At 65.6% G+C, this 13,350-nt stretch carries 9 protein-coding genes; 3 read left to right on the plus strand and 6 right to left on the minus strand.

What is annotated here, in order from left to right; translation table 11 throughout:
• The first annotated feature begins 138 nt into the window (after positions 1-138).
• Together AC3AP7_RS09720 and AC3AP7_RS09725 are read left to right on the plus strand one after the other, a co-directional pair.
• Entirely contained in the window at positions 139-1,866 is a 1,728-nt protein-coding gene (locus AC3AP7_RS09720; protein ID WP_475763590.1) for a ShlB/FhaC/HecB family hemolysin secretion/activation protein, read from the plus strand.
• A 234-nt stretch (positions 1,867-2,100) separates the two neighbouring features.
• On the plus strand, positions 2,101-2,544 hold the full coding sequence (locus tag AC3AP7_RS09725; protein WP_475763588.1) for a DUF2147 domain-containing protein: 444 nt from the start codon (positions 2,101-2,103) through the stop codon (positions 2,542-2,544).
• 89 nt (positions 2,545-2,633) lie between these two features.
• On the opposite strand, the gene AC3AP7_RS09730 is transcribed toward AC3AP7_RS09725, so the two are convergent.
• From AC3AP7_RS09730 to typA, 6 genes are all read right to left on the minus strand, one after another.
• Entirely contained in the window at positions 2,634-3,083 is a 450-nt protein-coding gene (locus tag AC3AP7_RS09730) for a transposase (protein ID WP_475763586.1), read from the minus strand.
• A 167-nt stretch (positions 3,084-3,250) separates the two neighbouring features.
• The gene (gene zapE, locus AC3AP7_RS09735) at positions 3,251-4,348 is read right to left on the minus strand and encodes a cell division protein ZapE (protein ID WP_475763584.1); all 1,098 of its coding nucleotides are present in this window, start codon (positions 4,346-4,348) and stop codon (positions 3,251-3,253) included.
• Positions 4,349-4,440: 92 nt separating this feature from the next.
• On the minus strand, positions 4,441-5,871 hold the full coding sequence (gene lpdA, locus AC3AP7_RS09740; RefSeq protein WP_475763582.1) for a dihydrolipoyl dehydrogenase: 1,431 nt from the start codon (positions 5,869-5,871) through the stop codon (positions 4,441-4,443).
• A 105-nt stretch (positions 5,872-5,976) separates the two neighbouring features.
• Complete coding sequence (gene odhB / locus AC3AP7_RS09745) at positions 5,977-7,239, minus strand: 2-oxoglutarate dehydrogenase complex dihydrolipoyllysine-residue succinyltransferase (protein WP_475763580.1); 1,263 nt, start codon at positions 7,237-7,239, stop codon at positions 5,977-5,979.
• 113 nt (positions 7,240-7,352) lie between these two features.
• Positions 7,353-10,214, minus strand: a complete 2,862-nt coding sequence (locus AC3AP7_RS09750; protein WP_475763578.1) for a 2-oxoglutarate dehydrogenase E1 component — start codon at positions 10,212-10,214, stop codon at positions 7,353-7,355.
• 422 nt (positions 10,215-10,636) lie between these two features.
• Entirely contained in the window at positions 10,637-12,463 is a 1,827-nt protein-coding gene (gene typA / locus AC3AP7_RS09755) for a translational GTPase TypA (RefSeq protein WP_475763576.1), read from the minus strand.
• Positions 12,464-12,815: 352 nt separating this feature from the next.
• On the opposite strand from typA, the gene AC3AP7_RS09760 reads away from it, so the two are divergent.
• Positions 12,816-13,337: a MarR family winged helix-turn-helix transcriptional regulator gene (locus tag AC3AP7_RS09760; protein ID WP_475763574.1), complete on the plus strand. Its 522-nt coding sequence runs from the start codon at positions 12,816-12,818 to the stop codon at positions 13,335-13,337.
• The last annotated feature ends 13 nt before the right edge of the window (positions 13,338-13,350 follow it).

Genomic DNA, 13,350 nt, shown 5'->3' on the forward strand with positions numbered 1-13,350 from the left:
TGCGCCGCACCGAACGGCGCACGTGGCGCCGCGCGCAAACTCATGGCAGTATGCGCGAAGCCACACACGGGCGGGCATGACCGGTCGGGCCAGACCGGCATGCCCACTCCATAACAAAAGGGCCTACGAGGAAAGCACATGAAACGCGGGTATCGCAGATGCACCCTTCTGCTGGCGGCCGCCGCGGCCAGCACCGTCCATGCGCAGTCGAGAGCGCCGGGGGGCCCACCGGCGCTGGGCGCGCCCCCCGCCGGCATCGCCACACCGGGTGGCAATCCCCTCAACGCGCTGCCGCAGGTCACGGCGCCCGACAAGGGGCCGAAGGTGACACTCCAGGTGCAGCCACAGGCACCGCGGCTGCAGGCGTTGCTCGCCACCCACCTGACGCCGAAGAAGTTCGAAGTCGAGGGCGTGAAATCCCTTCCGTTCGCCGAGGTCGCGCAGCGCTTCACACCGCTCGTCGGCAAGGACGTGACGATCGGCGAGCTGATCCAGATCGCGGACGGCGTGACGAAGCTCTACCAGTCGCGCGGCTATGCGCTGTCGTTCGCGTTCATTCCCGCGCAACACTTCGAAAACGGCGTGGTGCGCGTCACGGTGGTGGAGGGCTATGTGTCGACGGTGGACATCACCGGCGACCCGGGCCGGGAGGAAGCGAAGATTCGCGCGATCGCCGCGCATATCCAGCAGGACCGCCCGCTGCGTCACGCGACCTTCGAGCGCTACATCAACGTGCTGGGGCTGCTGCCCGGCATTAGCGTCGCCGCGAACGTGCCGCCGCCGAAAAATACCGACGGCGCAACCACGCTCGAACTGAAAGTCACGCACAAGACGGTCAATTTCAGCACCGGGATCGCCGCCAACCAGCCCGGTGTGCAGGGGCTGCTCACCGCGACGGAGAACGGGCTGACCTCGCTCGGCGAGCAGCTGAGCGTGTCGGCGCTGCTGCCGAAGGGCCCGGAAAACATCACGTACCTCGCGGTGAACGGCGCGCTGCCGATCGGCAGCGACGGGCTGATCGCGAAGATCAACGCATCGCACTACAGCGGCAATCCGATCAACACGGGCCTGCCCTCGTACGTCAAGAGCACGGTGATCAACGACAAGCTCGGCGGCTCGCTCGCCTATCCGCTTCTGCTCAGCAACAGCCAGAGCGTGATCGGCACGGTATCCGCCTACGCGTCGCACGACGAGGACCGCTACGCGAACACGATCAACGGCGCGCAGATCGGGCTGCGCTCGCAGGTGCGGGTGCTGCAATTGCAGGCCGATTACGCGAGCGTGGCGACCGGCCAGGTGCGCAAGGCAAGCATCGACGTCGCGCAGGGGTTCAATGTGCTCGGTGCGTCGAAAGCGGGCGAATCGAATATTCCGGGCGTCGTCGAGACCAATCCGATATCGCTGAACTTCACGCGCACCGGCGCGAGCTTCTCGCAGACCAACGAATGGCCGATGAAGATCGGCACCGCCATTGCGATGATCGGCCAGTACAGCCCCGATTCGCTGCCGCCCTCCGAGCAGATCTCGTTCGGTGCGCAGCATTTCGCGCAAGGGTACGAGCCCGGCGAGGCGTCCGGCGATTCGGGATGGGCCGCGTCGTTTGAAATCAATCGCGGCTTCACGCCGGGCTACCGGTACCTGCAGACGTTCACGCCCTATGTCTCGTTCGACATGGCGCGTGTCTACCTGCACGCAGGCATGCCTGCCCCGGCGAGACTCGCCTCGTTCGCGCTGGGCTTTCGCGTCACCGACGCGAAGTATTACTCGCTCGACCTGTCGGTCGCGCGCGCGGTGGGCGATGCGCCGATCGAGAGCCCGTCGCGCAGTCCGCGGGTCAACGCGACGTTTTCGTACCAGTTGAACTAGCGCGCCGCGACGGCTCGATTAGAGGATCCACTATCAATCGGCCTGCGCGGTTTCGCCGCCAGGATGACGTATGCTGCGGCGACACGCTGCATGATCGCGTGCCGCGCCACGCGCGCGCGGCACGCCGCACACACAAGACGTCGCGACCACGATCGCGCGAACCGTTCATCAAGGAGGAAGACAATGACGCACTTTGCCCCGCTCCGCGCGCCGACGCGCGCCACGTTTGCACGTATGGCGAAACATGCCGCCATCGCCGGCGTGCTGCTGGCCAGTGCCGCCTCGGCGCTCGCCGATGCGGCCTCGCCGGTCGGCGTCTGGAAAACCATCGACGATCACACGGGCAAGCCCAAAGCGCTCGTACAGATCACCCAGGACGGCGACGGCACGCTCGAAGGCAAGGTGATCAAGGGGCTCGGCCCGAACGACCAGCCCGATCGCCGCTGCACCGCGTGCACGGATTCGCGCAAGGATCAGTTGATCCTCGGCATGACGATCCTGAACGACATGAAGCCGGATAACGGCGTCTGGGACGGCGGCAGGATCCTCGACCCGGAAAACGGCAAGATCTACAAGTGCAAGATGCACCTTGAAGACGATGGCAGCAAGCTCGTGGTCCGCGGCTACATCGGCATTTCGCTGCTGGGCCGGTCGCAGACCTGGATTCGCGAGCAATAAGCGGCGGCCGCACTCTATTGCCCGCGAAAAAGCCGGCCGGCGACGCACGTCGGCCGGCCGGATAAAGACAGCGCGCTGGGCGCGGCCCGTCAGGCCGCGTGCTTGTACGCGTCCGCGTAGTCGAAGACCGACGGGCTACTGGACAGCGGGTTCGCCGCGCTGGAGGTTTCCACGCCCAGCGCCTTGACGTCCTGGCTTTGCGCAAGCTTCTGCTCCGCGCCGGCATGAATGCGCATGCGCGACTCCATTATCTTGACCAGTTCGTCGCCCGACTCGCCGTAGAGCTCCTGCATGATGCCTCTGAGCGCACCGGACTCGTGCCACGCCTTGAAGCGCCGGTGGCAGGTCTGATAGGACGGGTAGCGGCGCGGCATGGCCGACCAGGTGGCGCCGCTGTACATTACCCACAGCACGCCGTTGAGCACGGCGCGCGTGTTGGCGAGCGGACGGCCGCGCAATTCGGAACGCGGACGCAGTTCAGGGAGCTGCGGCGCGACGCGCTGCCATTCTTCGTCGTTGATATCGCGATACGGGGTCATGGAATTCTCCGCTGTCAATGGACCATGACAACGAAGATATCGGCTCGCCCGTCGGGCGAACATAAGACCAATCCGAATCTTGAAAATGACTGCCCGGCTTGCGCGCAGGCGCACCCTGCCTCGTGCCGGCTCACGCGCTCACGCACGCGAAGCCGGCAGCGGACGCATCAGGTCAGCGACGTATCGACCAGCCGGCGCGGCGCGTCCAGATATTCGCGCGACTGCATCTCGACGATCCGCGACACCGTGCGCGCGAACTCGTTGGCCATCGGTCCGTCGGTGTAGAGCACTTCCGCCGGCACCGCCGCCGACATCAGCAGCTTCACCTTGTGGTCATAGAACACGTCGATGAGCCACGTGAAGCGGCGCGCCTCGGATGCCATGCGTGCGCTCATCTGCGGGATGCCGGACAGGATCACCGCGTGGAAGCGGCTCGCCAGTTCGAGATAGTCGTTCTGCGAGCGCGGACCGCCGCACAGTGTCGCGAAGTCGAACCAGACCACGCCGTCGGCGCGGCGCAGCGCCTTCAGTTCGCGCTTCTCGATATGCAGGATCGGACTTTCGTCCGGCACCGCGGCGAGGCTCGCGAACGCCGCGCGCAGCGCCTTGTCGGACGCGGCGCCGAGCGGCGTGTGATAGACGGAAACCTGTGACAGCGTGCGCTGGCGGTAGTCGATGCCGGCATCGACGTTGATCACGTCGAGCCGCGCCTTCAGCAGCTCGATTGCCGGCAGCATGCGATCGCGGTGCAGGCCGTCGGGATAGAGCGTGTCCGGATCGTAATTGGACGTCATCACGAACTGCACGCCGTTCGTGAACAGCCGGTCCAGCAGCCGATACAGGATCATCGCATCCGCGATATCGGACACGTGGAATTCGTCGAAGCAGATCAGCCGGTAGCGGCGCGCGATGCGGCGCGCGAGCTCGTCGAGCGGGTCGGCCTGCCCTTTCAGCTCTTCGAGTTCGCGGTGCACCTCGCGCATGAACTCGTGAAAGTGCAAACGCGTCTTGCGGGTGAGCGGCACGACGGAATAGAAGCTATCCATCAGGAAGCTCTTGCCGCGCCCGACGCCGCCCCACATATAGATGCCGCGCGGCAGTTCCGGATGGATCAGCAGCTTCCTGAACGCGTTCGAGCGGCGCGCCTTGTACGCGCTCCACGCATCGAAGCACTGCTGCAGACGGTCCACCGCCGCGCGTTGCGCCGGGTCGGATTGATAACCGCGATTCTGCAGTTCCTTTTCGTAGTACTCGGTGACGTTCATGCTATGGCGGCAAAAAAAGAAGGCGGACGGGGTCGACCCCGCCCGCCTTCGTCGTGATGCATCGTGCGATCAGGGAGCGCGACGGGTGCGCATCACATGTTCAGTGCGCGCTTGTCGACGGCGAGCGCCGCCTCGCGCATCACTTCGGACAACGACGGGTGCGGATGGCAGATGCGCCCGATATCCTCGGAGGCCGCCTTGAACTCCATCGCCACCACGGCCTCGGCAATCAGATCCGACGCGTTCGCCGCGATGACGTGCACGCCGAGCAGCTCGTCGGTCTTCGCATCGGCGATCATCTTGACGAAACCTTCCGCCTTGTTGATGCCGAGTGCGCGGCCGTTGGCCATGAACGGGAACTGGCCGGTCCTGATTTCGCGGCCTTCCGCCTTCAGCTGCTGCTCGGTCTTGCCGACCCATGCGATTTCCGGCTCGGTGTAGATCACCCACGGAATGCAGTTGTAGTCGATGTGCGGCTTCTGGCCGTCGATCACCTCGGCCACCAGCACGCCTTCGTCTTCGGCCTTGTGCGCGAGCATCGGGCCGCGCACCACGTCGCCGATCGCGTAGACGTTCGGCACCGCGGTCGCGCAGTGGTCGTCCACGTCGATGAAGCCGCGTTCGCCGGCCTTCAGGCCGATCGCCTCGAGGCCGAGGTTGTCGGTGTTCGGCACGCGGCCGACCGACACGATCAGACGGTCGGCTTCGAGCGTGTGCGCGTTGCCGTCCTTGTCGGTGTAGTTCAGCGTGACGCCGTTGCCGGTGTTCTTCACCTCGCCGACCTTCACGCCGACGTGAATGTCGAGACCCTGCTTTCTGAACTGCTTGGCCGCTTCCTTCGCGAGCGCCTGGTCGGCCGCGCCGAGGAATTCCGGCAGCGCTTCGAGCACCGTCACGTCGGCGCCGAGGCGGCGCCAGACCGAGCCGAGCTCCAGACCGATCACGCCCGCGCCGATCACGGCGAGCTTCTTCGGCACCGTGTCGAAGCTGAGCGCGCCTTCGTTGTCGGCAATGATCGTGTTGTCGACCGGAATGCCCGGCAGGTGGCGGGCTTTCGAGCCCGTCGCGATGATCACGTTCTTCGCGGTGACGACTTCGGTTTCGCCTTCGCCGCTCACCTCGATCTGCACGCCGGCGTCGGTGCGGCCGGTGAACTTGCCATGACCCTTGAGCCACGTGATCTTGTTCTTGCGGAACAGGAACTCGATGCCCTTGGTCATCTTCTCGACGATCGATTCCTTGCGGCCCAGCATCTTCGCAATGTCGATCTTCACGTCCGACACCGCGATGCCGTGATCGGCCAGATGGTGCTGCGCGTTCTCGAACTCCTCGGACGACGCGAGCAGCGCCTTCGACGGAATGCAGCCGACGTTCAGGCACGTGCCGCCGAGCTTCAGCGCACCGGCCGGGTTCTTCCACTTTTCGATGCAGGCCACCGACTTGCCGAGCTGTGCCGCGCGAATGGCCGCGATGTAGCCGCCGGGACCGGCACCGATCACGACGACGTCGAATTCTTTGGACATGACAATCCTTTGGATGACGAAGCGGCGCGGCCGCGCTTCGCGGCGCGCGCTCCGGGTACTGCGCAATGCGGACAAATGCGGCCCGGGCGTGACCCGGGCCCGGGCTTACAGGTCGAGCAGCAGGCGCGCCGGGTCTTCCAGCGCGTCCTTCATCGCGACCAGCGACAGCACCGCTTCGCGGCCGTCGATGATCCGGTGGTCATACGACAGCGCGAGATAGTTCATCGGACGGATCACGATCTGGCCGTTCTCGACCACCGCGCGCTCCTTGGTCGCGTGCACGCCGAGGATCGCCGACTGCGGCGGGTTGATGATCGGCGTCGACAGCATCGAGCCGAACACGCCGCCGTTCGAGATCGAGAACGTGCCGCCGGTCATTTCCTCGATCGACAGCTTGCCGTCCTTCGCTTTCTGGCCGAACTCGGCGATCTTCTTCTCGATGTCCGCGAGGCTCATCTGATCCGCGTTGCGCAGGATCGGCACGACGAGGCCGCGCGGCGAACCGACCGCGATGCCGATGTCGAAGTAGCCGTGATAGACGATGTCGTTGCCGTCGATCGACGCGTTCACGAGCGGGAACTTCTTCAGCGCGTGCACGGCCGCCTTCACGAAGAACGACATGAAGCCGAGCTTCACGCCGTGTTCCTTCTCGAAGCGGTCCTTGTACTTGTTGCGCAGGTCCATGACCGGCGCCATGTTCACTTCGTTGAACGTCGTGAGGATCGCGTTGGTCTGCTGCGATTCGAGCAGGCGCTCGGCGATCCGCGCGCGCAGACGCGACATCGGCACGCGCTGCTCCGGGCGATCCTTCAGCCATGCATCGGCCGAAGCCGGCGCCTTCACGTCCGGCAGCGACGGCTTCGCGGCCCGCGGCGCGGGAGCGGCAGCCGGCGCGGCCTTCGCGGCCGGCGCGCCGGAAGCGAGCACGTCGCCCTTCGTGATGCGGCCGTCGCGGCCGGAGCCGGCAACGTCGGCCGCGCCCAGATTCTTTTCCGCCATCAGCTTCGTCGCGGCCGGCGAGGCGGCCGTGCTTGCCGCCGGTGCGGCGGCGGCCTGGGCGGCCGGCGCCGGGGTGGCGACCGGGGCGGGCTTGACTTCCGCTTCGATCGCGGCGGCGCCCGCCTTGCCTTCGGTGTCGATCTTCGCGATCACCTGCTCGGCGACGACCGTGTCGCCGTCGTTCGCGATCACCTGCGCGAGCACGCCCGCGGAGGGCGCCGGCACTTCGAGCACGACCTTGTCGGTTTCGATTTCAATGAGAATTTCGTCCTGGGCAACCGCTTCGCCCGGCTTTTTCTTCCACTGCAGCATGGTGGCTTCCGAAACCGACTCCGAAAGCTGGGGAACCTTGACTTCTACAATAGCCATTGTGATTTTCCTGAATACGTATCGGGTGACAACGAACCGTCTGCGAACCGTGAGCGAGCCGTCAAACGCAGTGCGGGAAAGCGCGCGGCGCTTTCCCGGTTCGTCTGTTGACGTTACTTGACGATCGACGCGCTCTTCAGACGGCCGAATGCCCCTTCGATCAGCGCCTTCTGCTGCTCGTAGTGCTTCGCGTAGTAGCCGACTGCCGGCGAGGCCGAGGCCGGACGGCCGCTATACGCGAGCTTCTGGCCTTCCCTCATGCCTTCGCGCAGGTGATGCTCGACGTAGAACCACGGACCCTGGTTCTGCGGTTCGTCCTGCACCCACACCACTTCGGTCGCGTTGTCGTACTTCTTCATTTCCGCTTCGAACTGCTTGTGCCCGAACGGATAGAGCTGCTCGATCCGCACGATCGCGACGTCGTTCGCCTTCGCCTCGCGGCGATGCGCGACGAGGTCGTAGTACACGCGGCCCGAGCACGCGACCACGCGCTTGACCTTCTTCGCGTCGATCGCTTCGTCCACTTCGCCGATCACGGTCTGGAACGAGCCCTTCGCCAGTTCCGACAGGTCCGACACGGCTTCCTTGTGACGCAGCAGCGACTTCGGCGTGAAGACGATCAGCGGCTTGCGGAACAGGCGGATCATCTGGCGGCGCAGCAGGTGGAAGATCTGCGCCGGCGTGGTCGGCTGCACGACCTGCATGTTGTGCTCCGCGCACAACTGCAGGAAGCGCTCGATCCGCGCGGACGAGTGCTCCGGACCCTGGCCTTCGTAGCCGTGCGGCAGCAGCATCGTAAGGCCCGATACGCGACCCCACTTCACTTCGCCCGACGAGATGAACTGGTCGATCACGACCTGCGCGCCGTTCACGAAGTCGCCGAACTGCGCTTCCCAGGCGACGAACGTGTTCGGCTCCGCGGTCGAGTAGCCGTATTCGAAGCCGAGCACCGCTTCTTCGGACAGCACCGAGTCGATCACCGTGAACTTCGCCTGGCCGTCGGCGATGTTCTGCAGCGGCACGTAGGTGCCGTCGTTCCAGCGCTCGCGGTTCTGGTCGTGCAGCACCGCGTGGCGGTGCGTGAAGGTGCCGCGGCCCGAGTCCTGACCGGTCAGGCGCACTGCGTAGCCCGATGCGAGCAGCGACGCGAACGCCAGGTGCTCGCCCATGCCCCAGTCGAGCTTCGCTTCGCCACGGCCCATCGCGCGGCGGTCGTTGATCACGCGCTCGACGAGCGGGTGCACCTTGAAGTTTTCCGGGATCGTCGTGATGCGCTCGGCCAGACGCTTGAGCTCCGCGAGCGGCACCGCGGTATCGGCGGCGTCGGTCCACTTGCGGTTCAGGAACGGCACCCAGTCGACCGCGTACTTGCTCTTGTAGTTCGACAGGACCGGGTCGACCGTGTGATGACCCTCGTCCATCGCGCGGCGGTAGGCCTTCACGAATTCGTCCGCGTCGTCCGCGCCGATCACGCCCTGCTGCACGAGCTTCTCCGCGTACAGCGCGCGGGTGCCCGGATGCTTGGCGATGGTCTTGTACATCAGCGGCTGCGTGACCGCCGGCGTGTCCTGCTCGTTGTGGCCGAGCTTGCGGAAGCAGACGATGTCGACGACGACGTCCTTGTGGAACTGCATCCGGAAGTCGATCGCGATCTGCGTGGCGAGCACGACGGCCTCGGGATCGTCGCCGTTCACGTGCAGCACCGGCGCCTCGATCATCTTGACGACGTCCGAGCAGTACAGCGTCGAGCGCGAGTCGCGCGGATCCGACGTCGTGAAGCCGATCTGGTTGTTGATGACGATGTGCAGCGTGCCGTGCGTGCCGTAGCCGCGCGTCTGCGCGAGGTTCAGCGTTTCCATCACGACGCCCTGGCCGGCAAAGGCCGCGTCGCCGTGGATCTGCACCGGCAGCACCTGCAGGCCGTTGTCGTCGCCGCGGCGGTCCATGCGTGCCTTCGCGGAGCCTTCGACCACCGGATTGACGATTTCGAGGTGCGACGGGTTGAATGCGAGCGACAGGTGAACCGGGCCGCCTTCGGTCGAGACGTCCGACGAAAAACCCTTGTGGTACTTCACGTCGCCGGCCGGCAGGTCGTCCACGTGCTTGCCTTCGAATTCGGCGAAGAGGTCCGCCGGCATCTTGCCGAGCGTGTTGACCAGCACGTTCAGACGGCCGCGGTGCGCCATGCCGATGACGATTTCCTGCACGCCGCGCGCGCCCCCGTGCCGCACGACCTCGTCCATCGACGCGATGAAGCTCTCGCCGCCTTCGAGCGAGAAGCGCTTCTGGCCGACGTACTTGGTGTGCAGGAAGCGCTCGAGGCCTTCCGCCGCGGTGAGGCGGTTCAGGATGTGCTTCTTCTTGTCGGCCGAAAAGTTCGGCGTCGAGCGGATCGATTCGAGCCGCTCCTTCCACCAGCGCTTCTGCTCCGGGTCGCTCAGGTACATGTATTCGGCGCCGATCGTGCCGCAATACGTGTCGCGCAGCGCCTTGACGATGTCGCGCAGCGTCGCCCGCTCGAAACCGAAGTACAGGTTCGTCGCGCTGAACTCCTGGTCCATGTCGGCTTCGGTGAAGTCGTAGAACGCGGGTTCGAGCTCGGGGATGGCGGGACGTTCGCGGCGCTTTAGCGGATCGAGATTGGCCCATTGCGAGCCGAGGAAGCGATAGGCGCCGATGAGGGACTGGACATAGACCTGCTTGCGCGCGGTGGCGAGGTCTTCGCCGCCGGTGGCGGCACGCGGGATGAAGGCATTGGCCTTGGCCCGCTGCGCAAACGACTCGACGATCGGGCCGTGGGCCACGTCGTTGGCGCTGCTGCCATCCGATGCGGGAACGTTCTGCAGCGCATCGAAATAGGTACGCCAGTTCTCGGGCACTGACGCCGGATTATCGAGATATGCCTCGTACAATTCTTCCACGTACGGAGCATTGCCGCCGAACAGGTAGGAGTTCGACTGGAATTGCTTCATCATGTTACGCTCACCTTTCTTCGAGTTTCTCGAGAAATAGCGGGTTGCTCAAACCTTCCGCGACACGGCCTGACCGTTTGGCGGATTGCGCGAATCAAGTCTTGCTTGGAAGGACCTTAACTTGCATCCGCACAAGCATATCACAGAACGGATACTGCAGATAGCAGCCGAAGTGCCGCGAAGCCCCGTCACAGCGGGCTTTCAGCGGCCTTAAACCAACCCGCCGTCGCCATCGCGTTCCGCCGCTGCCGCGCCCCCGGCCAGGCCCCCGTCGACCCTTGACGGCCCGCTTGCGTCACCCCGAGCGTCACCCCGAGCGCCACACTAAGCGCACACTAAGCGCACACTGAGCGCACCCCGAGCGTCACCACGAAAAAAGCCGCCCGAAGGCGGCTTTCGTGCTGCGTTGCGCAATGCGCGCGCGGTCAGTCGACCGCGGCTTCGCGGCTGGCGCGGCGGCGCTCGTGTTCCTTCAGATGACGCTTGCGCAGACGGATCGACTGCGGCGTCACCTCGACCAGCTCGTCGTCGTCGATGAACTCGACCGCGTACTCGAGCGACAGCTGGATCGGCGGAACGAGCCGCACGGCTTCGTCGGTGCCCGACGCGCGGACGTTGGTCAGCTGCTTGCCCTTGATCGGGTTCACGACGAGGTCGTTGTCGCGGCTGTGGATGCCGATGATCATGCCCTCGTAGAGCGCGTCGCCCGGCTTCACGAACATGCGGCCGCGATCCTGCAGCTTCCACAGCGCATAGGCGACAGCCGCGCCGTCGTCCTGCGAGATCAGCACGCCGTTGCGGCGCTCGCCGAGCGAGCCCTCGCGCAGCGGCGCGTATTCGTCGAACACGTGGCTCATCAGGCCCGTGCCGCGCGTAAGCGTGAGGAACTCGCCCTGGAAGCCGATCAGCCCGCGCGCCGGAATGCGATATTCCAGACGCGTGCGGCCGCGGCCGTCCGAGGCCATGTCGAGCATTTCGCCCTTGCGGCGGCCGAGTTCTTCCATCACGCCGCCCTGATGCGCGTCTTCGACGTCCACCGTCAACAGCTCATAAGGCTCATGGCGCACGCCGTCGACCTCGTGCATCACCACGCGCGGGCGCGACACCGCCAGCTCGTAGCCTTCGCGGCGCATGTTCTCGATCAGGATGGTCAGGTGCAGCTCGCCGCGCCCCGACACTTCGAACACCGTTTCGTCGCCGGTATCGCGCACGCGCAGCGCGACGTTGTGGTTCAGTTCGCGCATCAGGCGGTCGCGAATCTGGCGGCTCGTGACGAACTTGCCTTCCTTGCCCGCGAGCGGCGACGAGTTGACGAGGAAGTTCATCGTCAGCGTCGGCTCGTCGACGGTGATCATCGGCAGCGCCTCGGGCGTGTCCTGCGCGCAGATCGTCGCGCCGATGCCGATTTCCTCGATGCCGTTGATCAGCACGATGTCGCCCGCCTGCGCCTCATCGACCTGCACGCGCTCGAGCCCATGGAACGACAGCACCTGGTTGATCTTGCGGTTCACGATCTCGCCTTCCGGGCCGAAGCGCAGCGCGACCGGCTGCCCCGGACGGATGCGCCCGCGCGCGATCCGGCCGACGCCGATGCGGCCGACGTAGGTCGAGTAGTCGAGCGACGTGATCTGCAGCTGCAGCGGACCGTCCGGGTCGGCCGGGCGCACCGGCACGTGCGCGAGGATCGCCTCGAACAGCGGCCGCATGTCGCCTTCGCGCGCGGCCGGATCGAGCGACGCATAGCCGTTCAGCCCCGACGCGTAGACGATCGGGAAGTCGAGCTGCTCCTCGGTCGCGCCGAGCTTGTCGAACAGGTCGAAGGTCTGGTTGATCACCCAGTCGATGCGCGCGCCCGGACGGTCGATCTTGTTGACGACGACGATCGGCTTCAGGCCGAGCGCGAGCGCCTTCTTGGTCACGAAGCGGGTCTGCGGCATCGGCCCCTCGACCGCGTCGACGAGCAGCAGCACCGAGTCGACCATCGACAGCACGCGCTCCACCTCGCCGCCGAAATCGGCGTGCCCCGGCGTGTCGACGATATTGATGTGGGTGCCCTCGTATTCGACCGCGCAGTTTTTCGCCAGGATCGTGATCCCGCGCTCCTTTTCGATGTCGTTCGAGTCCATCACGCGCTCGGCAATCTGCTGGTTCTCGCGGAACGTGCCGGACTGGCGAAGGAGCTGGTCGACGAGCGTGGTCTTGCCGTGGTCGACGTGGGCGATGATGGCGATGTTGCGTAGGGCGCGGGTCATAGGAACCTGGAGACAGTTGGGTGTGCCGGCGGCCGGCGGCAGCCGCAGGCGTCGGGCCGGAGCCGCCCGGAAGGGAGCCCGGAGACAGCCCCGGTGGCGGCCCGGATACAGGATAGGCAGCCCGGACTCCGGCAAGCGATGCCGGACACACTTTTGGGAACCCAAAATTATAGCACGTCCGGATGACACCGCTCGTGCCGCCCGCGAAGCCGCCCGTCCGGCGCCCGCAGCGGTGCGCCCGCCCTGTCTTGAGTGCGTCAAATCCTTTGCCTAAGCTGTGATAACGCTTGTCGCGTCAACTAACGCTGTCTTATAATCATGCCTGGTCAACCATTGCAATCGCATGAGAATCATGACGGATGAGCTCCCCGCGCCGCCGGCCGAAGTCATGTCCTATCCTTTCGGCGAAAGCGTAGGCTATCTGATCAGCCGGGCCCGCTCGACGATGGCCAACCTCGTCACGCAGCGCACGATGGCCGAACTCGGCATCACCAGCCAGCAGGCCAGCGTCCTGTTCATGGTGGCGAGCGGCAAATGCCTGCTGGCCGCCGAACTCGCGCGCGAATACGGCATCGACGCGAGCGCCGTCACCCGTCTGGTCGACCGGCTGGAGAAGCGCAACCTCGTCAGGCGGGTGCGCAGCAGCGAGGACCGGCGGGTCGTGCGGCTCGCGCTGACGCCCGAGGGCCAGAGCATCGCCATGCGCATGCCGGCGATCTTCAGCAGCGTGATGGACGAGTTGCTCGCCGGTTTCACCCCCGAGGAAGTGGGCTTTCTGAAGAGCATGCTGCGGCGCGTACTGACCAATGCCGGCTGCGATCTATCCAGCATAACCCGTGACGCAGCAAGTAATCCGGACGCCAGGCCGGCGTGACTTGCTTGCCCGG

It is taken from the genome of Paraburkholderia sp. PAMB 6770 (genome assembly GCF_057748135.1).